The following is a 23,167-nucleotide window of genomic DNA, read 5'->3' as shown; positions in this document are numbered from 1 at the left end:
GGCAGGAAATATGAAATAGAGAGGCCCGTGCGAAACACCCGCGGGAACCTGAAAGCATGGCAAGCGACGACCTCATCATCTCAAGCCGGGTCACGATCAACGGCTGGGAACTGACGGAACAGTTCATTCTCGCCGGCGGTCCCGGCGGGCAGAATGTCAACAAGGTCGCCAGCGCCGTTCAGCTCTTCTTCCCGTTGATGGCCTCGCCCTCGCTGTCCGAGGCGGTCAAGGAGCGGGCCGCAAAGATCGCTGGTCGCCGGCTGTCGAAAGAGGGTGTACTTCTCATCGAGGCGAGCCGTTTCCGCAGCCAGGACCGCAATCGCGAGGACGCCCGCGAGCGTCTGAAAGATTTGATCGTCGAAGCGATGCAGCCGCCACCGCCGCCGCGTCGGAAGACGAAGCCGACCAAGGGCTCGGTGGAACGCCGCCTCAAGGCGAAGTCAGGCCGCTCTGAAATCAAGAAGATGCGCGGCAAACCGGGCGGCGATTAAGCGCGTAGTCTTTTGGCAAAGGACTGAACCGATGAAAGATCTTCCGCAAGATTTCGTCTATCTGCCCGGCTATCTTGATCGGGACGCGCAGGCCTCTCTCCTCGAAGCGGTGCGCGCCGGCGTGGCGGAAGCCCCGCTCTTCACGCCTGCCATGCCGAAGACTGGCAAGCCCATGTCGGTCAGGATGACAAATTTCGGATCGCTCGGCTGGGTGACGGACAAGGAACGTGGCTATCGCTATCAGTCGGTCCATCCGGTGACGGGAAAGCCATGGCCCGCCATTCCCCCGGTTCTCCTCGACATGTGGAACACGTTGTCAAACCATCCGAAGGAGCCGGAGGCCTGCCTCGTAAACTTCTATGGCCCCGAGGCCAAGATGGGCCTGCATCAGGACCGCGACGAGAGGGAATTTTCAGCACCCGTCCTGTCGATTTCGCTCGGCGATACCTGCCTGTTTCGAATCGGTGGTCAGGAACGGACTGGGCCTGCCGCCTCGCTGAAGCTTTCAAGCGGCGATGTTGTGCTGCTTGCCGGCAAGAGCCGGCTGGCGTTTCACGGGGTGATACGGATTTATCCCGGCACCTCGACGCTTTTGAAAGGCGAGGGGCGGGTTAACCTGACGCTGCGCCGGGTCAATCCTTGAAGCAACAACGCTTTGTTTCACCGCAATTCCGGACGCAAAACCGGTACGCACTTTTGCGGGAATTGCTCAGAGCTTACGCAGTGCCACTTCTTCGATGAGGTGGTTTTTGCCCTTGCGCAGAATGAGATCGGCGCGCGGCCGTGTCGGCAGGATGTTTTCGCGCAGGTTCTTCAGGTTCGTATTGGCCCAGAGCCCTTCGGCGATCTTCAGCGCGTCCGCCTCGCTCACTTCCGCATAGCGATGGAAATAGGATTCCGGCTTCTTGAACGCGGTTTCGCGCAGCCGCATGAAGCGGTCGATATACCAGGTGTGAATCAGGCTCTCTTCAGCATCGATATAGATCGAGAAGTCGAAGAAATCCGACACCATCGGCACGATCTTGCCATCTGCCGGAAGATTGCGGGCCTGAAGGACGTTGATGCCCTCGAAGATCAGAATATCGGGCCGGTCAACGATATCGAACTCGCTGTCGAGCACGTCATAGGTCATGTGCGAATATTTCGGCGCCTTCACATTGGGCTGGCCGGCTTTGATCGCGGAGAGAAAGCGCAACAGCGCGCCGATGTCGTAGCTTTCCGGAAAGCCCTTGCGATCCATGATCTTCTGGGCGTTGAGGGTGGCGTTCGGATAGAGAAATCCGTCCGTCGTCACCAGATCGACCTTCGGGCTCGAAGGCCAGCGCGCCAGCAGCTGCTTCAGGATACGTGCCGTCGTCGATTTGCCCACGGCCACCGAACCGGCAATGCCAATGACGAAGGGCGTCTTGATATCATTGTTCATCGACAGGAAGCGCTGACGCTGCTGAAACAGCAGCTGCGTCGACTCCACATGGGTCGATAGCAGTCGTGACAGCGAGAGATAGATGCGCCGCACTTCCGAAATGTCGATCGGGTCGTTCAGCGAACGGAGCTGTCGAACTTCTTCTGCCGTCAGCGTCAGCGGTGTGTCTGCTCGAAACTGCGACCACTTCTCGGCGGTGAAGAATCGATAGGGGGAATAGTCGTTGGGCTGGAAATGATCCAAGGCTTCTACCGCTTCGATGTCACCGACAATGCTGTTCATTGCGTCCGGCTCGCCTTTTCCTTGAGACCCGATTGCGCTGTTCGGCGCTCGAGTTCCGACATGACGTCGCTGATCGGGATGCCGGCTATGCCGAGAACCACCAGCAGATGATAGATCAGGTCCGCCGCCTCGTAAGTGAGGTTTTCGCGGTCATTGGCAATCGCCGCAATAACGGCTTCGATGGCCTCTTCGCCGAGCTTCTTGGCTGCCTTGGGCTGCCCGCCGGCATAGAGCTTGGCCGTCCAGGATTCGTCAGGCGACGCCTTGGCGCGTGCGGCAACGATGGCCTCGAGATCGGAAAGGGAAAAGCCGCTCATGCCGCTTCTCCCGGCGGATCGAGCCGCATCGCAATGCCGTGCTCGGCCATGTAGCGCTTGGCTTCGCCGACAGAATAGGTGCCGAAATGGAAGATCGAGGCGGCAAGAACCGCCGTCGCATGGCCGTCGCGAATGCCCTCAACCATGTGATCGAGATTGCCGACGCCGCCAGACGCGATCACCGGCACATGCACGGCGTCCGCAATGGTGCGCGTTAGCCCGATATCATAGCCCGACTTCTGACCGTCGCGATCCATGGAGGTCAGCAGCAGTTCGCCGGCTCCGCGTTCCACCATCTTGATGGCGAATTCCACGGCGTCGATGCCGGTCGCATTGCGGCCGCCATGGGTGAAAATCTCCCAGCGGTCGGTTTCGCCGGGCTTCGAAACCTTCTTCGAATCGATGGACACGACGATGCACTGGTCGCCGAACTTGTCTGCGGCTTCCGAGACGAATTCGGGCCGCTGCACGGCGGCGGAATTGATGGAAACCTTGTCGGCACCCGCCAGCAACAGCTTACGGATATCGCCGACGCTGCGCACGCCGCCGCCAACCGTCACCGGCATGAAGCAATGGTCTGCCGTCCGGGCCACGACATCGAAAATCGTGTCGCGATTGTCGGACGAGGCGGTGATGTCGAGGAAGCAAAGCTCGTCGGCGCCGGCCGCGTCATAGGCCTTGGCGGCATCGACCGGGTCGCCGGCGTCAATGAGATTGACGAAGCTCACGCCCTTGACGACGCGCCCGTCCTTGACGTCGAGGCAGGGAATTACGCGTGCTTTCAAGGTCATGAATACCGCTCCCGCGATAAGGGTTTTCTGTTTTCAGGTAGAAAGGGCTGCGGGGGCCTCTTGTCAAGGCGTCGCCCGAAGGCAAATCGTTTCAGGGTCACGATTTCTTCCTTCTGATATTCATCACGACGACCACCGTCAGTGCAACGCACCAGACAACTGCGGCGAGCGCGCCCAGTGGCAGCGTAACGAGCCCGAACCAGCCCAACACGAACATCACGGACAGCGTTTCACCGTAATCGGCGCCGCCGATCATGCAGGGATGTACGCCGCCTTCATCCAGAGCGCAGCCCTGGATATCGGCAATGGTGCTGGCGAGAAGGGCCGACAGGATCGGACCGCAGGCAAAAAGGATGATCAGGACCGCAGACACGGCAAAGGCCACGATCGTGCCTTTTCTGCCTTTCGCAACCGTCGCCATCGTCTCCGTCATCCGGCAGCAGCCTCGCGCAGGATCGCCAGCGCTTCCGCCGGATCAACGCGCCCGTCATAGAGCGCCCGACCGGAAATCGCGCCTTCCAGCTTCTTCGCATCCGGCATGGTCATGCGCACGATATCGGCAATCGAGGCGAGACCGCCCGAGGCAATGACGGGAATGCTCACCGCATCGGCAAGCTCGATCGTCGAATCCCAGTTGATCCCGGTCAGAATGCCGTCGCGGTCGATATCTGTGTAAACGATGGCCGACACACCGGCGCCTTCGAACTTTTGGGCGAGTTCGACTACTCCGAGCTCGGAGGCTTCCGCCCAGCCCTCGACAGCAACCCGTCCGCCCTTGGCGTCAATGCCGACGGCGATATGGCCGGGGAATTTGCGGCAGGCTTCCTTGACGAGGTCCGGATTGCGAACCGCGACCGTGCCGAGAATGACGCGTGTCAGCCCCTTGGAAAGCCAGGCCTCGATATGCTCCAGCGTGCGGATGCCGCCGCCGAGCTGAACCGGGTTCTTCGTCGCCTTCAGGATTGCTTCTACGGCCGCACCATTGACCGATTCGCCAGCAAAGGCGCCGTTCAGGTCAACCACATGCAGCCACTCAAAGCCCTGATTCTCGAAGGCCAGCGCCTGTGCTGCCGGATCGGGATTGTAGATCGTCGCCTGGTCCATGTCGCCAAGCTTGAGACGAACGCACTGGCCGTCCTTGAGGTCGATTGCCGGAAAAAGGATCATGATCGTCTCTCGAACGCGTGCTTCAGGGCTTCCATTTGAGGAAGTTGGAAATGAGGGCGAGGCCGAGCTTCTGGCTCTTCTCGGGATGGAATTGCGCACCGGCCTTGTTTTCATGGGCGACAAAGGCTGTCACCGGCCCGCCATAGTCGGTCACGGCCACGACATCGTCGGCCCGCTCGGCCTTCAGGTGATAGGAGTGAACGAAATAGGCGTGCAGCCCGTCCGGCCCGGTCGGAATGCCGTCAAACAGCGGGTGCGGACGGTTGAGCGTCAGCGTGTTCCAGCCGATCTGCGGCACTTTCAGCGTCTGGTCTTCCGGCTCGATCAGGACGACATCGCCCTTGATCCAGCCGAGACCTTCGGTGACGGTCTTTTCAAGCCCGCGCGAGGACATAAGCTGCATGCCGACGCAGATGCCAAGGAACGGATTGCCCTTGACCTCGACCGCCTCGCGCAGCGCCTCGACCATGCCGTCAACGGCATTCAGTCCGGCGCGGCAATCGGCATAGGCGCCGACACCCGGGAGGACGATATGGCTGGCAGACGCAACGACATGCGGATCGGCCGTCAGCACGATCTGGTGGTCAAGGCCGGCCTCGCGGGCGGCGCGCTCGAATGCCTTGGTGGCAGAGCGCAGGTTTCCCGAACCGTAATCGACAATGGCGGTCAGCATCAGCGTCCCTTCTGAAAATCAATCATGCCGAACTGTGCAGCCGGCCTCTGAGTCGGGCTTCGGCTCGTTTCAGACCCGAGTTTGAACATCGGATCGTCGGGCGATACCGCATCGTCCTCGCCGTAGTGGATTGCCTCGGCATCCGCAAGGCTTTGCGCCGTAATCACGCGCTCGGTTTTCCAGCCGCGGCGCGAAAGATTATCCGCCAGCCGCCGTCTTGCCTCGAAGCCGTAGATCAGGCTGGAGGCAACAAGCAGGACGAAGCCGACGGCGCGTGTCTCGCCTGCGGCCAGAAAAGCAAGGCCGAAGGCGCGAACGGCAACGAGAACCAGCGCATCGATAATCAGCCCATGCACGATCGCATGGATCACCGGAAAGAGCGCGGCGAGCCACGAGAAGCCGTCGCGCACGAAGCGGCAATCCGGATCATGGGCCCGGCCATTGGGTGAAAGAACGATATAGGCTGCCATCTCCGTCAATCCCGATGGAGCGGGCTGCTTGGCGTTTCAGACAAGCATGCCCTTGGTGGAGGGAACCCGGCTTTGCTGGCGCGGATCGATCTCGCAGGCGGTGCGCAGAACCCGCGCAACGGCCTTGAAGCAGGTTTCGGCAATATGATGGTTGTTGGCGCCGTAGTGGTTCAGCACATGCAGCGTGATGCCGCCATGCTGTGACAGCGCCTGGAAGAATTCCCGCACCAGTTCGGTATCGAACGTGCCGATCTTCGGTGCGGAGAAGTTGACGTTCCAGACGAGGAAGGGCCGGCCGGAAATATCGACGGCAGCCTTCGTCATCGTCTCGTCCATGGCAAGGTCAAGCGAAGCGTAGCGCGCAATGCCGCGGCGGTCGCCGAGCGCCTTGGAAATCGCCTGGCCGATGGCAATGCCTGTGTCTTCGACCGTGTGGTGGTCGTCGATATGCAGGTCGCCCTTTGCCTCGATCTCCATGTCGATCAGCGAATGGCGCGAAAGCTGTTCCAGCATGTGGTCGAAGAAGCCGACGCCGGTCGAAATGCGCGATGCGCCCGTGCCGTCGATATTGACGGAAACGGAAATCGACGTCTCGTTCGTCTTGCGGGAAATGCTTGCGCTGCGGCTTTGCATGGTCTCGGCCATCGCATACTCCACTCGAAAAGGATCGCCGCTGCATATCAGGCGGGAGGAGAAGAATCCAGCGCGAAGGGCAAATGTCTCGCGCGCGTGAGACATAGGCGCGTGCCCCTTGCGTTTCAACGGATTGCAATCGTCGCGCCGCCGCTTACATAGGTCTCGAAACGTGCCTGAAGGGGCGTCTTAAAAGGGCCGGAGTGTCCGGTGCAACGGGTGTTTTATGACAACGATTATTACAGTCCGCAAAGGCGGCAAGGTCGTGATGGCCGGTGATGGCCAGGTGAGCCTCGGCCAGACGGTGATGAAGGGCAATGCGCGCAAGGTGCGCCGCATCGGCAAGGGCGGTGACGTGATCGCCGGTTTCGCCGGCGCCACGGCAGACGCCTTCACCCTGCTCGACCGGCTTGAAAAGAAGCTCGAACAATATCCCGGCCAGCTGATGCGCGCCGCCGTCGAACTCGCCAAGGACTGGCGCACCGACAAGTATCTGCGCAATCTCGAAGCGATGATGCTGGTGGCCGACAAGGACATTACGCTGGCTGTCACCGGCAATGGCGACGTGCTGGAACCCGAACATGGCGCGATCGCCATCGGCTCTGGCGGCAATTACGCCTTTGCGGCGGCCCGCGCGCTCATGGACACCGATCTCTCGGCCGAAGACGTCGCGCGCCGCGCCATGGCCATCGCCGCCGACATCTGCGTCTACACCAATGGCAATGTCATCGTCGAAACGCTCGACGCTGCCAACTAAGTCTCAGTTTGAATTGGACCTGTCCCAATGACCAATTTCTCTCCCCGCGAGATCGTCTCCGAGCTCGATCGCTATATTATCGGCCAGCATGAGGCCAAGCGCGCCGTGGCGATTGCGCTGCGCAACCGTTGGCGCCGTCAGCAGCTGCCGGACGATCTGCGCGATGAAGTCATGCCCAAGAACATCCTGATGATCGGCCCGACCGGCGTCGGCAAGACGGAAATCTCCCGCCGTCTCGCCCGTCTGGCCGGTGCGCCCTTCATCAAGGTGGAAGCCACCAAGTTCACCGAAGTCGGCTATGTCGGCCGCGACGTCGAGCAGATCGTGCGCGACCTTGTCGAAGCCGGCATCGTGCTGGTGAAGGAAAAGAAGCGCGCCGAGGTGAAGGCCAAGGCGCATCTGAATGCTGAAGAGCGCGTGCTCGACGCGCTGGTCGGTTCGACTTCTTCGCCCGCCACCCGCGACAGCTTCCGCAAGAAGCTCCGTGATGGCCAGCTGGACGACAAGGAAATCGAGGTCGAGGTTGCGGATGCCGGCGGCCAGGGCGGCGGTTTTGAGATCCCCGGCATGCCGGGCGCCAATATCGGCGTGCTCAACATTTCCGATCTGCTCGGCAAGGCCATGGGTGGCCGGACGAAGAAGATCCGCACGACGGTGAAGAATTCCTATGCCGATCTCATCAACGACGAGTCCGACAAGCTGATCGACAACGAGCAGATCACCCGCGAAGCGATCCGTTCGGCGGAAAACGACGGCATCGTCTTCCTCGACGAAATCGACAAGATCGCCGCCGGCGAAGGCCGCTTCGGCGCGGGCGTTTCCCGCGAAGGCGTGCAGCGCGACCTGCTGCCGCTGGTCGAAGGGACAACGGTCGCGACGAAATATGGACCCGTGAAGACGGATCACATCCTCTTCATCGCCTCCGGTGCGTTCCATGTCTCGAAGCCCTCCGATCTTCTGCCCGAACTGCAGGGTCGTCTGCCGATCCGCGTCGAGCTGAAGGCGCTGACGAAGGAAGACTTCCGCCGCATCCTGACGGAAACCGAAGCAAGCCTCATCCGCCAGTACAAGGCGCTGATGGCGACGGAAGAGATCGAGTTGGATTTCACCGAAGACGCCATCGATGCTCTGGCCGATGTGGCCGTCCATCTCAATGGCACGGTCGAGAACATCGGTGCGCGCCGTCTGCAGACCGTGATGGAGCGCGTGCTGGACGAGATTTCCTATGCCGCGCCCGACAAGTCCGGGGAAAAGTTGATGATTGATTCCGACTATGTGGCTAAGCATGTCGGCGATCTGGCGGCCAATACGGATCTGTCGCGCTACATTCTCTGACAATCCGATTCTTTGTTCGAACCGGGCCCGGCTGAAAAACTCGGCCGGGCCCGGTTGTTTTAAAAGGCCTTTTTCGAACCTCCCCAAATACTTCGTCTTGACGGTGAAAGCGTTGTTGCCCTCGTGGCCGTTTAAGGGCATTTTTCCGCCAAATTTCGCAGGCAGTTGCGCCTCTTCGAGGCGAAGATGAATTCTTGAGCGGGTAGTGAGATCGTGAAAATCGGTGTGCGGATCGGGGCATGTTTTCTGGCGGTCGCTTTGATGTTGCCGGGTGCTGCCGCGTGGTCGGCGGATGTCGTGAAGGTCCCGCCGGGCAATCGCAACGCCGAGCAGCCGCAGATCCCCGGCGCGTCCTACAAGCGCACGAAGGAAGGCCGCACGACCTTCGACGACAAGTATGACAAGGTTCGCGATCTGCTGAAGAGCGACCGCGCGCTGATGTCGAAGATTGAAGCGACCGCCTCGCGCTACGGCATCGAGCCGATCCATATTGTCGGTGCGATCGTCGGCGAGCATACCTATAATGTCGACGCCTATGACCGCCTGCAGAGCTATTACATCAAGGCCGCATCCTATGCCGGCAACAGCTTCCGCTTCGGCTATGATGGTCAGACGGTCGACCAATTCGTCAACCGGCCCGAATTTTCCGAATGCGCGGGCAAGGATGACAGCTATTCGCTCTGGACCTGCCGCGAACGGGTCTGGGAATCCGACTTCCGCGGCAAGACGGTGGGCGGCAAGTCCTATCCGAACAACCGCTTCAGCGCCGTCTTCTTCCAGCCCTTCTTCGCTGGCCAGACCTTCGGCCTTGGCCAGATCAACCCGCTGACGGCGCTCAAGCTCACCGACCTCGTTCACCAGAAGTCCGGCTTTGAACGGCTGGATGAAAACAAGGCCGGCGATGTCTACAAGGCGATCATGGACCCCGACCAGTCGCTGGCCTACATCGCGGCAGCCATCCGCAAGTCGATCGACGAGTATCGTTCCATTGCCGGCATGGATATTTCGGGCAATCCCGGAATTACCGCAACGCTCTATAATCTCGGCAATTCTGCCTCGCGCGCAGCAGCGCTTGCCGCCAAGAACCGGGGCCGTGCCTCACCCGAATGGCCCGAGGAAAACTACTATGGCTGGCTCATCAACGAAAAGCTTGCCGATCTGAAGTCGCTGCTTTGATGACAAGTCTGGCGCCGCTGCATCTGCGGCGGCGGTGATCCGATTGGCAGGCCGGACGCATAATGGAAACGGGAGCCTGATATCCGGGCTCCATGGAGTCGACCGATGACCGTTGCCGTTCTTCCCTTCGAACCGCCCGCACCCATACCGAGGAACACGCCACCCTCGCGGCTGGAGGTCATCCGCACCCTGTTCCGCAATCCGCTCGAGCTGTGGGGCGAGCCGAGCTATACACAGCCGGTCATTCAGGCGAAATTCTTCGGCCAGCTTACCACCATCGTCAATCACCCGGGCCTGATCCGCCATGTGCTGGTCGACAATGCTGCCAATTACGGCATGCAGCCAGTGCGCCAGCTCGTGCTTCGTCCGATCCTGCGCGATGGTCTGCTGACGGCTGAGGGCGACACGTGGAAACGCTCGCGAAAGGCGATGGCCCCTGTCTTCACGCCACGCCACGCGCGCGGCTTTGCCAACCAGATGCTGGAGCAGTCGCAGAAATTTGCCGATGGCATGCAGGCCTCGGCATGCGCGGCGGCGGAAGTCAATGTCTCGCAGGAGATGACGGAGCTCACCTTCGCGATCCTCGCCGAGACCCTGTTTTCCGGTGAGATCGTCCGCACCGCCGACAATTTTGCCGAACATGTCGACAAGCTTCTGCACACGATGGGCCGCATCGACCCCATGGACCTGCTGCAGGCCCCATCCTTCGTACCACGCGTCACACGCTGGGCCGGTCAGCGGCCGCTCAATCATTTCCGTCGTATCGTTGCCGAAACCATGGAACAGCGCCGCCCGCGTATTGCCGACGGCACGGCACCTCGCGATTTCCTGACGCTGCTTCTCGAGCTGGAAGGCCCGGATGGCCTGACGCGCGCCGAAATCGAAGACAATATCCTGACCTTCATCGGCGCCGGCCACGAGACGACGGCGCGTTCGCTGGCCTGGACGCTCTATCTTCTGGCCGAGGCACCGCATTTTTTGGCGAAGGTCGAGGAAGAAGTCGACCGCGTTGTTGCCAGCGGCGCGGATCCGGTCGATTGGCTGGATCTGCTGCCGCACACGCGCGCTGCCTTTGAAGAGGCCATGCGCCTCTATCCGCCAGCGCCTAATCTTGGCCGCGCGCCGTTGAAAGATGACGTGTGGACGGACGAAAACGGCAAACGCTACGAAATGCCTGCGGGCGAGGCCGTTCTGGTCATGCCCTGGGTTCTGCATCGCCATAAGCTCTATTGGGAAAATCCCCGCCAATTCGTGCCGGAGCGCTTCCTGCCCGGCAATCGCGAGAAGATCGGCCGTTTCCAGTATCTCCCCTTCGGCGCCGGCCCGCGCATCTGCATCGGCGCGACCTTCGCGCTTCAGGAAGCCGTCATCGCGCTCGCCGTCCTTCTCAATCGTTTCCGATTTGAAACGACGGCCAATACAAAGCCCTGGCCCGTGCAGCGGTTGACCGTTCAGCCGCTGCACGGACTGCCCTTGCGGGTACGCGAGCGCTCCCGATCGCAATGATCGGAAGCATTCGCTTCATCGAACGGTGTCAGCGCCGGCCAGGCGCTTCGACCACGAGGCCCACCAGCCACCGCACGATCGGCAGGACGAGCAGCAGGGTCGGGAAGGCGACAAGCCAGGACAGGCCCCAGGCAACGGGCCATGTCGTCAGGAAACTGCCATTGAAGCCGAGGCTTTTCAGCGTCGAAATCGCCGAGACGACGAAGGTCATGACGATGGACAGGAAAAGCGGCATGACGAACGCAGCATAGCGCGCCGGCAGCTTGGCTCCGCGAGAAGTGTTTTGATGTGTCATGGGATTGTTCTTTCGATTTGCGGGTCCGTCCTGCGTCGCTCATTCCATCGACTTGGCATTCGGCAGGGTCGAAACCCGGTTGAATGCGTTGCCTGACGTCGGACGCTTACGGTGCTCTTGCAAATCTGAGGCACGACGAAATTCAAACACAGGCCTTGAGAATGGTCAAGTGGAACGCTTGGCGTCGCGGGCAAGCTTGCGGGCCAGGCCTAATAATGCCATCGCTCGGGTGATGTGTTTATTTCGCATGGGCTGACAGTGGCAGACATCATCTCTCTCGGCATCGATACCGGCGGCACCTATACGGATGCCGTTCTTTTTTCCGCCAGCCGCGGCGTCATCGCCAAGGCCAAGGCGCTGACCACCCGCCACGATCTGTCGGAAGGCATATCGGGTGCAGCCGATGCAGCACTTGCCGCCGCCAAAATTGATTCACGTGAAATACGTCTCGTGTCCCTCTCGACGACGCTCGCCACCAACGCCCTGGTCGAGGGGCAGGGCCAGCGTGCCGCCCTCGTCATGATCGGCTTTGGCGAAGAGGACCTGGCCCGCGATGGTCTCGGCGAGGCAGCCAAGTCCGGACCGGTCGTCTTTCTGCCCGGTGGCCACGATGTGCATGGTCGCGAAACCCCGCTGCAAACGGAGGCGCTGGAACAGGTGCTACCGCAGCTGGCGCAGGAAGTCTCTGCCTTTGCCGTCGCCGGCTATTTCGCCGTGCGCAATCCCTCGCATGAACTGCGCGTCCGCGACCTGATCGTCGAGAAGACCGGTCTTCCGGTCACCTGCAGCCACGAGCTTTCCTCCAAGCTCGGCGGCCCCCGACGGGCGCTGACCACGCTGCTGAACGCCCGCCTCGTCGGCATGATCGGCCGGCTGGTCGGGGCCTGCGAAAGCTACCTCGCCAGCCGCAACATCGCCGCGCCGCTGATGGTGGTGCGCGGTGACGGCGCCTTGATCTCCGCCTCCGAGGCACGCCTTCGCCCGATCGAGACTATTCTTTCCGGCCCGGCGGCAAGCCTTGCTGGCGCACAATTCCTCACCGGCCTCGACAGCGCCGTCGTCAGCGATATCGGCGGCACGACGACCGATGTGGCGATCCTCGAAAACGGTCGCCCGAAGCTCGATCCCGATGGCGCTCTGGTCGGCGGCCATCGGACGATGGTCGAGGCGGTCGCCATGCGCACCTATGGGCTTGGTGGTGATTCGGAAGTGCGGATCGATCTCTCGGGACTTGTCGCCCGCATCGAACTCGGCCCCCGCCGCGTCCTGCCGCTCAGCCTGATCGGACATCGCTTCCCGGAGATCGTCATTCCGGCGCTGGAAAAGCAGCTCGGCTCCGTCCACGCGCAGCGTCACGAAGGCCTGTTCGCGATCCGCACGGGCCTGCCGGACAGCATGGCCGCTGGCCTTTCGGCGCAGGAGGCTGCCCTTTACGCCCGCATCACGCTTGAGCCGCAACCACTGACGCAGCTTTTGACCGCGGCCCCGCAGAAATCCGCGCTCGACCGGCTCGCAGCCCGCGGCCTTGCCCATATCTGTGGCATTACGCCGTCGGATGCGCTGCATGTTCAGGGCCGGCAAGGCCAGTGGAATGCCGCTGCCGCGCGCCTAGGTCTCGACCTTGCAGCCCGCCAGAAGGGCGGCAATGGCAAGCCCATTGGCGATTCCGCCGAAGATCTGGCGGCCCGGATAGTCCAACGCCTGACGCGGCAATCGTCTCATGCCATTCTGGAAGCCTGTCTCACCGATGACGGAGAGACAGGGATTGAGCCGGCGAAATCCCGCGCCATTGCCCGCGCGCTGGACCGTCAGCCGGGCGTCGTCCGCTTCTCGCTGGCGCTGGATCGGCCGCTGATTGGGCTCGGCGCCTCCGCCCCGGTCTATTATCCCGCCATTGCAGAAGAATTGTCCGCCCCCGCTGTCATTCCCGATCATGCCGACGTTGCCAACGCCATCGGCGCGGTCGCCGGCCAGATCCGTGAAACGGTGACGGTTTTCGTCACCAGCCCGGAAGAGGGCATCTTCCTGCTCAACGGCTCCGGCGAGACATTGCGATTCGTCTCCGAAGCCGAAGCGCTGGACGCCGCCCGCGCTCGCGCTATGGAACATGCCCGCGCGCTCGCCGCCCGCAGTGGCCTGAGTGAGCCGCATGTCGAGATCGAGGAAGAAGCGGATGCCGCCGAAATCGAAGGCAAGCGCAAGCTGGTCGAGGCGCGGGTGAGGGCGGTGGCCTCCGGACGCCCGCGCGTTGCCGATTGATTATCGCCATTTCGGCGAAAATCTTTGGCATTCTTGCCCCATTGACCAGCAATGGCGCTTCGTCGAGACTACGCTATCTTTCTATTGCGACGCAATTCCGGACGCGAAACCGGTTTCCACTTTCGCTGGAATTGCTTTAGGGCTGCAATTGTATCTGACGGGAGCGTTACCATGGGCATGATCGACAAGAACGGGCTGAAGATCGACAGCGAGCTTCACGACTTCATCGTCAACGAGGCTATCCCCGGCACGGGCATTGATCCGGACGCTTTCTTCCAGTCCATGGCCGCGATCATTTCCGATCTCGCGCCGAAGAATCGCGCCCTTCTCGAAACGCGCGATCAGTTCCAGGCAAAGCTCGACGACTGGTATCGCAAGAACGGTGCGCCGGTCGACATGGCGGCTTACGAGGCCTATCTCCGCGAGATCGGTTATATCCAGCCGGAAGGCGCGGCCTTCCAGGTCGCAACCGACAATGTCGATCCCGAAATTGCTGAAATCGCCGGGCCGCAGCTTGTCGTTCCCGTTTCCAACGCCCGCTATGCGCTGAACGCGGCGAATGCGCGCTGGGGCTCGCTCTATGATGCGCTTTACGGCACGGACGCTATTTCCGAAGCCGATGGTGCCGAAAAGGGCAAGGGCTATAACCCCGTGCGCGGCGGCAAGGTCATCGCCTGGGCCCGCGATTTCCTCGACCGTTCCGTTCCGCTGGCCGGCGAAAGCTGGAGCGTCGCGCAAGGCTTCTCGATCAAGGACGGTGCTCTCCTCATCGAAACGCCGAACGGCACGACCGGACCCTCTGATCCGTACCAGTTTGCCGGCTATCGCGGCACGATCGAAGCTCCGACGGCGCTCGTACTCAGCCGCAACAATCTCTATCTGATCGTCGAAATCGACGCGACTTCGGCCATCGGCAAGACCGATCCGGCCCATATTTCCGACGTCATCGTCGAATCGGCCATCACCACAATCATGGACTGCGAAGACTCCGTTGCCGCCGTCGATGCCGAAGACAAGGTTGGCGTTTATCGCAACTGGCTCGGCCTGATGAAGGCCGATCTGACGGAAGAGGTCTCGAAGGGCGGCAAGACCTTCACCCGCAAGCTCAACCCGGATGTCGAATTCCTCGCGCCCAATGGTTCGCCTGCCTCGCTTCCCGGTCGCTCGCTGATGCTGGTCCGCAATGTCGGGCATCTGATGACCAATCCGGCGATCACCTTTGATGGTGGCCGTGAGGTTCCAGAAGGCATCATGGATGCGCTCGTCACCGGCCTGATCGCGCTGCACGATCTGGGCACGAACGGCCGCCGCATGAATTCCCGCGCCGGCTCCATGTATGTCGTCAAGCCGAAGATGCATGGTCCGGAAGAGGTCGCCTTTGCCTGCGAAATCTTCACCCGCGTCGAACAGGCGCTCGGCATGGCGCCGAACACGATGAAGATGGGCATCATGGACGAGGAGCGCCGCACCACGGTCAACCTCAAGGAATCCATCCGCGCCGCCCGCGAACGCGTCGTCTTCATCAACACCGGCTTCCTCGACCGCACCGGCGACGAGATGCACACGTCGATGGAAGCAGGCCCGATGATCCGCAAGGGCGACATGAAGCAGGCCGCCTGGATTGCGGCTTACGAAAACTGGAATGTCGATATCGGTCTGGAATGCGGGCTGTCCGGTCGTGCCCAGATCGGCAAGGGCATGTGGGCGATGCCTGACCTGATGGCCGCGATGCTCGAGCAGAAGATCGCCCATCCGAAGGCCGGCGCCAACACCGCCTGGGTTCCGTCGCCGACGGCAGCGACCCTGCATGCTACGCACTATCACAGCGTCAATGTTGCCCATGTTCAGGATAGCCTTCGCAAGCGCGGCCGCGCCAAGCTCTCCGATATCCTCTCCGTTCCGGTGGCCTCGCGTCCGAACTGGAGCCCGGAGGACATCCAGAAGGAGCTGGACAACAATGCGCAAGGGATTCTCGGCTACGTCGTGCGCTGGATCGACCAGGGTGTCGGCTGCTCGAAGGTCCCGGACATCAACAATATCGGCCTGATGGAAGACCGCGCGACGCTTCGCATCTCCTCCCAGCACATGGCCAACTGGTTGCGCCACGGCGTTGTCACGGAAGCGCAGGTTGTTGAAACGCTGAGGCGCATGGCGGTCGTGGTCGACAAGCAGAACGCGGACGACCCGCTCTACACGCCGATGGCCGCCAATTACGACGGCTCCGTCGCCTTCCAGGCGGCGCTTGAACTGGTCCTGAAGGGTCTGGAACAGCCGAACGGTTATACCGAGCCGGTCCTGCACCGCCGCCGTCTGGAGCTCAAGGCGAAGCTCGCCGGCTGATTTCAGAGAAGGCCACACATGATAAAGCCCGCGATCCGGTCAGGATCGCGGGCTTTTCCGTATCAAGAGTGTGAGGCGAAAACGCCTTACTGAATCACGACGACCTTGGTGTTGCGGCCCGGACGGACGCGGCTATAGAGGTCGATGACGTCCTGGTTGATCAGGCGGATGCAGCCCGAAGAGGCGGCGGTGCCGATCGAGGACCATTCCGGCGTGCCGTGCAGACGGAACAGCGTGTCCTGGCCCTTTTCATTGAAGAGATACATGGCGCGGGCGCCGAGCGGGTTGGTGACGCCCGGGTTCATGCCGTCTTCGACATACTTGGCGATTTCCGGCTTGCGGGATGCCATTTCCTTCGGCGGATGCCAGGTCGGCCATTCCTGCTTCCAGGCAACATAGGCCGTGCCGGACCATGCGAAGCCCTGCTTGCCGACGCCGATACCGTAGCGGACGGCCTTGCCGCCGGACAGCACGTAATAGAGGAAGCGTTCACGGGTATTCACGATGACAGTGCCGGCGCTTTCCTTGGTCTGGAAATCGACGACCTGACGGTGGAACTTCTTGTCGAGCTTCTGGATCGGGATCGCCGGAAGCTGGAAGCCGTTGTCGATGATCTTGCCATAGGCGTCGGGAACCGGGCTGCCAGCTTCGGTCGGTGCAGCGAGCGAGGCGGAAGCAAAACCGGAAATGGCGAGGGCGGCGAAAATGCCGAGGATTTTTGTCGTGTTGCGCGGGCGCATGGTAATCTCTTGAAGTCGGAGGGTTTCCGGCCGGACGTTCATGTCCGTGCAGAACCGGTTCATTCGTTATTTTACAGAGGCTACTCGTTTGCAAGGCAAGCTTGGGTTCGCGCGGGGCGAATCACCCAAAAAAGCCGGCCGAGGGTTTTTTTGCAACAGAACCCGATTCGTGCCAAGGTCTCTTCATGCCAATTCTCAACCTGCATGATTCTCACCCGCTGATCGACGGGCGGCAATCCGAGCGCGCCATGCTGGTGCGGCGCGGCGTGCAGCGCCTGCTTCATGCCATGCGGCTTGCCGTTCTTCCGGAGCTTTCGCTGTCGAGTGGCCGCCGCGCCGACCTCATCGCGCTGACACCGAAAGGCGAGATCTGGATTGTCGAGATCAAGTCCTCGATCGAGGATTTCCGCGTCGATCGAAAATGGCCGGATTATCGCCAGCATTGCGACCGGCTGTTCTTCGCGACCCACAAGGACGTACCGCTGGAGATCTTCCCGGAAGATTGCGGGTTGTTTCTCTCGGACGGGTATGACGCCCATATCATCCGCGATGCCCCTGAGCACAAGCTGCCCCCGGCCGTGCGCAAATCCGTGACGCTCAATTTCTCGCGTATTGCAGCCCAACGGCTGCTGATGGCGGAACTGGCGCTGGAGTCAGGCCGACCATTGCCGGCCTCCTGGGATGAGGGCTGAGATCGGTTACTTCGGGGCGCGCTTGGCGAGAATGCGCTGCAGCGTGCGGCGATGCATGTTGAGCCGACGCGCCGTCTCCGACACGTTGCGTTCGCACATTTCATAGACGCGCTGGATATGTTCCCAACGGACCCGGTCAGCCGACATCGGGTTTTCCGGCGGCTCGACCTTCTCGCCGGGGCTGCGAACCAGCGCGGCGTAGATCTCATCGGCATCCGCAGGCTTGGCAAGATAGTCTTCGGCGCCCAGCTTCACGGCGTTCACGGCGGTCGCGATATTGCCATAGCCGGTCAGCACGATCACGCGCGCATCCGCCTTGTTCTGGCGAATGGCGGCAATGACGTCCAGCCCGTTGCCGTCGCCAAGCCGCAGGTCCACCACGGCATAATGCGGCGGCCGGGCGCGGGCGCGGTTGATGCCTTCGCTGACGGATTCCGCACTTTCGACGGCAAATCCCCGGCTCTCCATCGCCTTGGCGAGACGCCGGATGAACGGGCCGTCATCATCGACGATCAAAAGTGAATTGTCCGGGCCGATTGCGTCATCTGTCATGGGAGAAACAGCCGTTTTGTTCTTGAGATTTGCTGTCAGGATTGCATTCATCAAGTCTATAGGCCCCGTCGGCCCCAAGCGTAAAGTCATTTCGAACGAGAAACATCCATCCGGTGTCGCGGCCATTCGACACTCACGCGCGCGCCGCCCGTTTCGCCGGCGCTGTTGCCGAAAGTCAGCCGCGCGCCCGAGCGCTCCAGCAGCGTCTTGGCGATGAAGAGGCCAAGGCCAAGCCCGCCGGCATTGTCGTCCCGGCTCCGCGACGTGACATAGGGTTCACCGATCCGCTGCAGGATGTCGCTCGAATAGCCCTCGCCATCGTCTTCGATGGTGACGATCACCTTGTCGTTCCGGGCTTCCGTCGTGACGACCACATGGTTTCGCGCATAGTCCACGGCATTTTCGACGAGATTTCCGAGCCCGTAGATGATGCCGGCATTGCGCGCGCCCACAGGCTCCGCATCGCGGGCTGTCTTTTCGATCACGATGATCCGGATGCCGAATTCACGGTGCGGCGCCGTCACTTCCTCGATCAGCGAGGACAGCGGCAGCAGCTTCATGGCCTCCGCCTCCTCGGAGGAAAGCGTCGTCAGCCGCCGCAATATGTCGCGGCACCGCTCGGCCTGGCTGCGCAGCAGCTGCACATCCTCGCCATAGCGCTCGTCCTTGCCCAGTTCCCGTTCCATCTCCTTGGCAACCAGGCTGATGGTCGCCAGAGGCGTCCCAAGCTCATGCGCCGCTGCGGCCGCAAGCCCATCCAGCTGGGTCAGATGATTTTCCCGCTGCAGCACCAGTTCGGTCGCCGCCAGCGCCTCTGAAAGCTGCATGGCTTCCAGAGAGACGCGGTAGGAATAGACCGCCGCAAAGGCCGTGGTGGTCAGAATGGCCAGCCAGATGCCGATGATGAGTTCGGTCGGCATCGTGTAGGACGAGCCCGGATACCAGGGCAGCGGGTAGGGCGAGAAGGTGAGGATGGAGACGAAGAGAATGAGAAGCAGGCCGAGCCCCAGCGTGTAGCGGATCGGCTGCGTCGATGACGAAATGATCACCGGCACGCAAAGCAGGGGCGCGAACGGATTGCTGAGGCCCCCCGTCACGAAAAGCACGCCGGCCAGTTCGAGAAGGTCGATCGTCAGCAAGGCCAGCGTTGCCTGCGGCGCAAGACGCAGCGTCGGCGGATAGCGGACGGAGAGATAGAAGTTGAAAAACGCGAGCAGGCCGATCATCGCCCCGCAGACGAGATAGGGAAGCGGGAAGGCGACCCAGACATGCACGATATAGACCGTCAGGGATTGTCCGACGACCGCCAGCCAGCGCAACCGGACGAGTGTCTGCAGACGGATCCGCCGGCTTTCGCGGTAGTCGCTGATTTCGCTTTGGCCCGGTTCGGACATAGTCTCGCCTTTCAGGTTCCGCGCGGCTTCGCCCGATGCGTGGGCGCGGCCTCCGCCGGGTCTTCCGGCCAGGGATGTTTGGGGTAGCGCCCCCGCATGTCGGCCCGCACATCCCTCCAGGAGCCCGCCCAGAAACCGGGCAAGTCGCGTGTGGTCTGAATGGGCCTGTGTGCCGGCGATGTCAATTCAAGCAAGAGAGGCAGTTTGCCGCCCCCGATCACCGGATGGGTCTTCAGCCCAAACAGCTCCTGCACGCGAACAGTGAGCACCGGTTCTTCACCATCATACTGGATCGGATGGCGCTGCCCGGCCGGTGTTTCGAAATGCGTGGGCGCAAAACGATCAAGCTCACGCCCCGCACCATGCGGCAGAAGCGCCATTAGCCCGTCCCGCAGACTTGCCTGAGAAACATCATTGAGGCCCCTCGTGTCGTTCTGGAAGGGAACGAACCAGTCATTGAGCCGATCGAGAAGTGCCGTGTCGCTGACGTCAGGCCAGGGTTCTCCGAGCGAGCGATGCAGGAAACTGATACGATCGCGCAGTTGCCCGGCCTCCTTGCCGAAGTTCAGCACCTGCAGGCCGAGCTTCTTCAGCCCGTCTGCGAGAACCTCGGCGGCGTCGGGCCCGGAGGGGCGTGGCATCGGCGTCTCTTCGAACACGATCGCCCCGAGCCGTGTCGACCGGCGGGCGCGAACCTCCCGGCTTGCCTCGTCGAAATACACCTGCGCGCCGGAAATGATGGCGCCCGGCAGGCCCTCCTCGATTTCCGTCCGCGTCACTTCCGCGGCCGAGAGAATGCGCGTCTTCCCGGCCCGCCCGGTCGCATCCGCCACAACCAGCATGGTGGATCCGGCGAGCCGCGTCTCGGCATCGAGTTCGCCGCCGCGTCCATTCGCCATGACAAACCGCCCGCGCCCGCCACGCTGCAGCGCGATCCGGTCCGGAAACGCATGGATCAGCAGTGTGCCCGGCTGCGGTGTCACGGCCGCCCTTTTTGCAGCCGCTTCGCCCGCGACCTGTGCCGCGATGCGCGAGGCGAGCCCCTTGGCTGCCTGCGCACGCGGGCTGCGGTCATTCCTGAAATTGCGCAGGCGATCTTCCAGATCGATGGAGGAGCCGCCAAGGCCCTGTTCGGTAATCAGGACGGCGAGTTCCGCGGCTGCCAGCGTCGCCTGCGGCTCGCGCAAGGCGGTTCTTGCCACCATCGCCGACAGTCGCGGCGGCAGACCGAGCTTCCGCATCAGCTTGCCCATCTCGGTGAGCCGTCCCTGCCGGTCGATGGCTTCGAGGCTGATGAGAAGCGTGCGGGCTTCCTGGAAGGCGCCATACGGGGGCGGATCGGCAAAGCGAAGGGCAGATGGTTCGGTCACACCCCAGGCCGCCATGTCGAGAACGAGGCCGGAAAGGTCGGAGGCCAGGATCTGCGGCGTGGTATGCGCCGCCAGCGCTGCCGTCTGGCCCTGATGCCACAGGCGGATTGCAATGCCCGGCTCCGTTCGTCCCGCGCGGCCGGCCCTCTGGTCGGCGGAGGCGCGCGACACGCGGACAGTCTCCAGCCGGGTCATGCCGGTTGCCGGCTCATAGGCAGGAATGCGTTGCAGACCGCTGTCGATGACGATCCGCACGCCATCAATGGTAATGGAGGTCTCGGCAATCGAGGTCGCCAGCACCACCTTGCGGATGCCCGCCGGTGCCGGCTGGATCGCTTGATCCTGTTCCTTCTGGGTGAGATTGCCGTAAAGCGGCACGACGATCACGTCGGCCCCCAGCGTTCCGTCCAAGGCATTCGCCGCCCGCGTGATCTCGCCCTGCCCGGGAAGAAAGGCCAGAATGGAGCCGTCCTCGTCAGCAATCGCTCGGCGCACGGCACGGATTACGGTCTGGTCGATCTGCTCGCCCGCCGGTCGCTCCTCGTGCCGGATATCGACCGGATAGGCGCGGCCCTCGCTGATGATGACGGGTGGATTTTCGAGCAGCGCGCCGACCTTCTCGACATCCAGCGTCGCCGACATGACGAGAATGCGCAGATCTTCGCGCAGCGCCGATTGTGCATCGAGCGCCAGCGCCAGCCCGAAGTCTGCATCGAGCGACCGCTCGTGGAATTCGTCGAAGATGACGAGACCGACATCCGACAGTTCCGGATCGTCGAGGATCATTCTGCTGACGACGCCCTCCGTCACCACCTCGATCCGCGTGCGCGATGAAATGCGGTTATCAAGCCGCATGCGGTAGCCGACCGTCCCGCCGGGTTCCTCGCCAAGCAGGCTTGCCATGCGCGACGCTGCCGCCCGCGCCGCAAGCCGGCGTGGCTCCAGCAGAATGATCTTGCGGCCTGAAAGCCACGGCGCCTCCAGGAGGTCAAGCGGCACGATCGTCGTCTTCCCCGCGCCGGGTGGCGCGCAGAGAACGGCGGATGCATTGTCCTGCAGGGCCGTGCGAAGCTTTGGCAGCACCTCGCTGACGGGAAGTTGTGGCAGTTCGCGTGGCAATGCGCTGATCCTAAGGGTGACGACAGACCTCGGGCATAATGGTCTTCGGCCGCCGGCGTCAACTCAAGGAGAGGCTGTCCGCGTCAGCCGTCCGACTGGACAAGCCGCGTGGCGGTTTCAAAGGCAAGGATCGCGCCGGCCAGATCCTCGAGTGCCGCACCCACCGACTTGAACAGCGTGATCTCGTCTGCGCTTGTGCGGCCGACATGGTCACCTCGCGAAAGCCCAGCAAGGTCAGCTCTTATAGAATCGCGCGCAATCAGCCCCGCCTTCATCGGCTGCACCAGATCGCCCCCTTCGGACAGCGCCCCGTCGAACGTATCGACAAAAAGGCTAGCCCGGAGCACCGCCTCGTCATCACACTCACGCATCGAGGGCGTAAACGCCCCGATGAGATCGAGATGCGCGCCCGGTTTCAGCCAGGCGCCACGCACGATCGGCGCATCGGACAGCGTTGCGCAGGAAATGATATCCGCCTCGGCAACTGCAGCTGCGAGGTCGGTGACGATCGAAACACGGGGATGAAGCCGCCCGGCGAGCTTGACCGTCTCCTCGGCCTTCTCGGCCGAACGCCCCCAGACCAGAACGGTCTCGATCGGTCTTTGCGAGCAATGTGCCTCTATGAGATTGAGAGAGAGCCGTCCCGTTCCGCAGACAAGCAGAACCTTCGCGTCCGTCCGCGAGAGAAACCGCGACGCCAGCGCCGAGCTCGCTGCCGTGCGCCGTGCGGTCAGTTCCGCCCCGTCGATAATGGCAAGGTTCTGCCCTGTCAGGGCCGAGGAGAGGAGATAGGTGCCGCTGACCGAGGGAAGCGCCCGGCGAACATTGCCTGGGAACACCGAAACGATCTTGACCCCCATATATTGTCCTTCCGTCCAGGCAGGCATCAGAAGCAGGGTCGCATCGGGTTCCGCGGGCACGTGAAGAGAATGGTGATGCCGTGTGGGCATGCGGCAATCCGACTGGAACATGCTACGCACCGCTTCGACGAGCTCCGGAAAGGCGGTCGTGTTTCGGACTTCGGTCTCGTCGAGGATCAACATGGGCACATCTCTGCTTTCGGAATTGAGGACGTCGTATCCACGGATTCTGGCACGCGCATGCGTGTACGGCAACCACGACGCCGCCAGGGACCGGCTGGCGGCCCGATAAATCCGCGGCACCATGGTTAACGGAACGGAAATTTGACCATGACAGGCAGGCAACAGCAAATATTGATAACAATCAGTCACTTGCCACTTTTTTTCATTTTTTTGTTTTGTGGCTGTTGACTGTTTTGGGGGCGTGGGTCTATAAGGCGATCACTGACGAGGGCGGCGGCGCTGCTAGCGACTAACGAACTCGTCCTTGAGAAAATCTTCTGATGGTTGCGAGAGTGACTGGGG

23 protein-coding genes are annotated in these 23,167 nt (G+C 62.0%); 9 read left to right on the top strand and 14 right to left on the bottom strand.

What is annotated here, in order from left to right:
* Nucleotides 1-56: 56 nt before the first annotated feature.
* Nucleotides 57-491, top strand: coding sequence for an alternative ribosome rescue aminoacyl-tRNA hydrolase ArfB (gene arfB / locus LQK84_RS16965; RefSeq protein WP_230829917.1), 435 nt, complete (start codon nt 57-59; stop codon nt 489-491).
* A 31-nt stretch (nt 492-522) separates the two neighbouring features.
* A complete protein-coding gene (locus tag LQK84_RS16960; RefSeq protein WP_230829916.1) occupies nt 523-1,134 on the top strand; it encodes an alpha-ketoglutarate-dependent dioxygenase AlkB in 612 nt (203 codons plus the stop codon).
* A gap of 66 nt (nt 1,135-1,200) precedes the next feature.
* Here the strand turns inward: LQK84_RS16960 and coaA are convergent, their stop codons facing one another.
* The 8 genes from coaA to hisB form a co-directional block, all read right to left on the bottom strand.
* Nucleotides 1,201-2,196 (bottom strand): type I pantothenate kinase, encoded by a 996-nt coding sequence (coaA, locus tag LQK84_RS16955; protein ID WP_230829915.1) that lies wholly within the window; start codon nt 2,194-2,196, stop codon nt 1,201-1,203.
* Nucleotides 2,193-2,513: a phosphoribosyl-ATP diphosphatase gene (locus LQK84_RS16950; RefSeq protein ID WP_230829914.1), complete on the bottom strand. Its 321-nt coding sequence runs from the start codon at nt 2,511-2,513 to the stop codon at nt 2,193-2,195. The genes coaA and LQK84_RS16950 overlap by 4 nt, the downstream gene beginning before the upstream one ends.
* Entirely contained in the window at nt 2,510-3,304 is a 795-nt protein-coding gene (gene hisF, locus LQK84_RS16945) for an imidazole glycerol phosphate synthase subunit HisF (RefSeq protein WP_230829913.1), read from the bottom strand. The genes LQK84_RS16950 and hisF overlap by 4 nt, the downstream gene beginning before the upstream one ends.
* A gap of 97 nt (nt 3,305-3,401) precedes the next feature.
* Nucleotides 3,402-3,737 carry a hypothetical protein gene (locus LQK84_RS16940; RefSeq protein ID WP_230829912.1) on the bottom strand — a complete coding sequence of 112 codons (336 nt, stop codon included), beginning with the start codon at nt 3,735-3,737 and terminating at the stop codon, nt 3,402-3,404.
* Nucleotides 3,734-4,471, bottom strand: coding sequence for a 1-(5-phosphoribosyl)-5-[(5-phosphoribosylamino)methylideneamino]imidazole-4-carboxamide isomerase (gene hisA / locus LQK84_RS16935; RefSeq protein WP_230829911.1), 738 nt, complete (start codon nt 4,469-4,471; stop codon nt 3,734-3,736). The genes LQK84_RS16940 and hisA overlap by 4 nt, the downstream gene beginning before the upstream one ends.
* Nucleotides 4,472-4,493: 22 nt before the next feature.
* Nucleotides 4,494-5,144: an imidazole glycerol phosphate synthase subunit HisH gene (hisH, locus tag LQK84_RS16930; protein ID WP_230829910.1), complete on the bottom strand. Its 651-nt coding sequence runs from the start codon at nt 5,142-5,144 to the stop codon at nt 4,494-4,496.
* On the bottom strand, nt 5,144-5,614 hold the full coding sequence (locus tag LQK84_RS16925) for a DUF2628 domain-containing protein (protein ID WP_230829909.1): 471 nt from the start codon (nt 5,612-5,614) through the stop codon (nt 5,144-5,146). Before LQK84_RS16925 ends, hisH begins: the two co-directional genes overlap by 1 nt.
* A 36-nt stretch (nt 5,615-5,650) precedes the next feature.
* Entirely contained in the window at nt 5,651-6,259 is a 609-nt protein-coding gene (gene hisB, locus LQK84_RS16920; protein WP_230829908.1) for an imidazoleglycerol-phosphate dehydratase HisB, read from the bottom strand.
* 214 nt (nt 6,260-6,473) lie between these two features.
* On the opposite strand from hisB, the gene hslV reads away from it, so the two are divergent.
* The 4 genes from hslV (at nt 6,474) to LQK84_RS16900 (ending at nt 11,021) form a co-directional block, all read left to right on the top strand.
* Nucleotides 6,474-7,004, top strand: coding sequence for an ATP-dependent protease subunit HslV (gene hslV, locus LQK84_RS16915; RefSeq protein WP_230829907.1), 531 nt, complete (start codon nt 6,474-6,476; stop codon nt 7,002-7,004).
* A 27-nt stretch (nt 7,005-7,031) separates the two neighbouring features.
* Nucleotides 7,032-8,339, top strand: a complete 1,308-nt coding sequence (gene hslU, locus LQK84_RS16910; RefSeq protein ID WP_230829906.1) for an ATP-dependent protease ATPase subunit HslU — start codon at nt 7,032-7,034, stop codon at nt 8,337-8,339.
* Between the two features lie 225 nt (nt 8,340-8,564).
* Nucleotides 8,565-9,515, top strand: coding sequence for a DUF1402 family protein (locus LQK84_RS16905; protein WP_442966979.1), 951 nt, complete (start codon nt 8,565-8,567; stop codon nt 9,513-9,515).
* Between the two features lie 105 nt (nt 9,516-9,620).
* Nucleotides 9,621-11,021, top strand: coding sequence for a cytochrome P450 (locus LQK84_RS16900; protein ID WP_230829904.1), 1,401 nt, complete (start codon nt 9,621-9,623; stop codon nt 11,019-11,021).
* A 28-nt stretch (nt 11,022-11,049) separates the two neighbouring features.
* On the opposite strand, the gene LQK84_RS16895 is transcribed toward LQK84_RS16900, so the two are convergent.
* Nucleotides 11,050-11,316 (bottom strand): DUF2798 domain-containing protein, encoded by a 267-nt coding sequence (locus LQK84_RS16895; protein WP_230829903.1) that lies wholly within the window; start codon nt 11,314-11,316, stop codon nt 11,050-11,052.
* Nucleotides 11,317-11,574: 258 nt separating this feature from the next.
* Here LQK84_RS16895 and LQK84_RS16890 point away from each other — a divergent pair, with 258 nt between their 5' ends.
* A complete protein-coding gene (locus LQK84_RS16890; protein ID WP_230829902.1) occupies nt 11,575-13,575 on the top strand; it encodes a hydantoinase/oxoprolinase family protein in 2,001 nt (666 codons plus the stop codon).
* Between the two features lie 171 nt (nt 13,576-13,746).
* Nucleotides 13,747-15,915: a malate synthase G gene (locus LQK84_RS16885; RefSeq protein ID WP_230829901.1), complete on the top strand. Its 2,169-nt coding sequence runs from the start codon at nt 13,747-13,749 to the stop codon at nt 15,913-15,915.
* An 86-nt stretch (nt 15,916-16,001) separates the two neighbouring features.
* Here LQK84_RS16885 and LQK84_RS16880 read toward each other — a convergent pair whose 3' ends face one another.
* On the bottom strand, nt 16,002-16,655 hold the full coding sequence (locus LQK84_RS16880; protein ID WP_230829900.1) for a L,D-transpeptidase: 654 nt from the start codon (nt 16,653-16,655) through the stop codon (nt 16,002-16,004).
* Between the two features lie 185 nt (nt 16,656-16,840).
* Between LQK84_RS16880 and LQK84_RS16875 the strand changes: the two genes are divergently transcribed.
* Nucleotides 16,841-17,347: an MmcB family DNA repair protein gene (locus LQK84_RS16875; protein WP_230829899.1), complete on the top strand. Its 507-nt coding sequence runs from the start codon at nt 16,841-16,843 to the stop codon at nt 17,345-17,347.
* A 6-nt stretch (nt 17,348-17,353) separates the two neighbouring features.
* Here LQK84_RS16875 and LQK84_RS16870 read toward each other — a convergent pair whose 3' ends face one another.
* The 4 genes from LQK84_RS16870 to LQK84_RS16855 form a co-directional block, all read right to left on the bottom strand.
* Nucleotides 17,354-17,899 carry an ActR/PrrA/RegA family redox response regulator transcription factor gene (locus tag LQK84_RS16870; RefSeq protein WP_230829898.1) on the bottom strand — a complete coding sequence of 182 codons (546 nt, stop codon included), beginning with the start codon at nt 17,897-17,899 and terminating at the stop codon, nt 17,354-17,356.
* An 86-nt stretch (nt 17,900-17,985) separates the two neighbouring features.
* The gene (locus LQK84_RS16865) at nt 17,986-19,293 is read right to left on the bottom strand and encodes an ActS/PrrB/RegB family redox-sensitive histidine kinase (protein ID WP_230829897.1); all 1,308 of its coding nucleotides are present in this window, start codon (nt 19,291-19,293) and stop codon (nt 17,986-17,988) included.
* Between the two features lie 11 nt (nt 19,294-19,304).
* On the bottom strand, nt 19,305-21,782 hold the full coding sequence (gene hrpB, locus LQK84_RS16860) for an ATP-dependent helicase HrpB (RefSeq protein WP_230829896.1): 2,478 nt from the start codon (nt 21,780-21,782) through the stop codon (nt 19,305-19,307).
* 83 nt (nt 21,783-21,865) lie between these two features.
* Nucleotides 21,866-22,825: an ornithine cyclodeaminase family protein gene (locus LQK84_RS16855; RefSeq protein ID WP_230829895.1), complete on the bottom strand. Its 960-nt coding sequence runs from the start codon at nt 22,823-22,825 to the stop codon at nt 21,866-21,868.
* Nucleotides 22,826-23,167 lie beyond the last annotated feature (342 nt).

The organism is Rhizobium sp. C4 (assembly GCF_021026315.1).
In the GTDB taxonomy this organism is placed as follows: Bacteria; Pseudomonadota; Alphaproteobacteria; order Rhizobiales; family Rhizobiaceae; genus Ensifer_A.
The sequence above is the reverse complement of the archived record's forward strand: the minus strand, read 5'-3'. Positions and strand labels throughout refer to the sequence as shown.

Excerpts from the sequence above, each read along its gene's own strand:
- hisB (WP_230829908.1), bottom strand. The coding sequence starts at position 6,259 with ATGGCCGAGACCATGCAAAGCCGCAGCGCAAGCATTTCCCGCAAGACG.
- LQK84_RS16870 (WP_230829898.1), bottom strand. The coding sequence starts at position 17,899 with ATGACAGATGACGCAATCGGCCCGGACAATTCACTTTTGATCGTCGAT.
- LQK84_RS16940 (WP_230829912.1), bottom strand. The coding sequence starts at position 3,737 with ATGACGGAGACGATGGCGACGGTTGCGAAAGGCAGAAAAGGCACGATC.
- hisH (WP_230829910.1), bottom strand. The coding sequence starts at position 5,144 with ATGCTGACCGCCATTGTCGATTACGGTTCGGGAAACCTGCGCTCTGCC.
- LQK84_RS16960 (WP_230829916.1), top strand. The coding sequence starts at position 523 with ATGAAAGATCTTCCGCAAGATTTCGTCTATCTGCCCGGCTATCTTGAT.
- LQK84_RS16950 (WP_230829914.1), bottom strand. The coding sequence starts at position 2,513 with ATGAGCGGCTTTTCCCTTTCCGATCTCGAGGCCATCGTTGCCGCACGC.
- hisF (WP_230829913.1), bottom strand. The coding sequence starts at position 3,304 with ATGACCTTGAAAGCACGCGTAATTCCCTGCCTCGACGTCAAGGACGGG.
- LQK84_RS16865 (WP_230829897.1), bottom strand. The coding sequence starts at position 19,293 with ATGTCCGAACCGGGCCAAAGCGAAATCAGCGACTACCGCGAAAGCCGG.
- coaA (WP_230829915.1), bottom strand. The coding sequence starts at position 2,196 with ATGAACAGCATTGTCGGTGACATCGAAGCGGTAGAAGCCTTGGATCAT.
- hslU (WP_230829906.1), top strand. The coding sequence starts at position 7,032 with ATGACCAATTTCTCTCCCCGCGAGATCGTCTCCGAGCTCGATCGCTAT.
- LQK84_RS16880 (WP_230829900.1), bottom strand. The coding sequence starts at position 16,655 with ATGCGCCCGCGCAACACGACAAAAATCCTCGGCATTTTCGCCGCCCTC.
- LQK84_RS16885 (WP_230829901.1), top strand. The coding sequence starts at position 13,747 with ATGGGCATGATCGACAAGAACGGGCTGAAGATCGACAGCGAGCTTCAC.
- LQK84_RS16855 (WP_230829895.1), bottom strand. The coding sequence starts at position 22,825 with ATGTTGATCCTCGACGAGACCGAAGTCCGAAACACGACCGCCTTTCCG.
- LQK84_RS16895 (WP_230829903.1), bottom strand. The coding sequence starts at position 11,316 with ATGACACATCAAAACACTTCTCGCGGAGCCAAGCTGCCGGCGCGCTAT.
- arfB (WP_230829917.1), top strand. The coding sequence starts at position 57 with ATGGCAAGCGACGACCTCATCATCTCAAGCCGGGTCACGATCAACGGC.
- LQK84_RS16925 (WP_230829909.1), bottom strand. The coding sequence starts at position 5,614 with ATGGCAGCCTATATCGTTCTTTCACCCAATGGCCGGGCCCATGATCCG.
- LQK84_RS16900 (WP_230829904.1), top strand. The coding sequence starts at position 9,621 with ATGACCGTTGCCGTTCTTCCCTTCGAACCGCCCGCACCCATACCGAGG.
- hisA (WP_230829911.1), bottom strand. The coding sequence starts at position 4,471 with ATGATCCTTTTTCCGGCAATCGACCTCAAGGACGGCCAGTGCGTTCGT.
- LQK84_RS16875 (WP_230829899.1), top strand. The coding sequence starts at position 16,841 with ATGCCAATTCTCAACCTGCATGATTCTCACCCGCTGATCGACGGGCGG.
- hslV (WP_230829907.1), top strand. The coding sequence starts at position 6,474 with ATGACAACGATTATTACAGTCCGCAAAGGCGGCAAGGTCGTGATGGCC.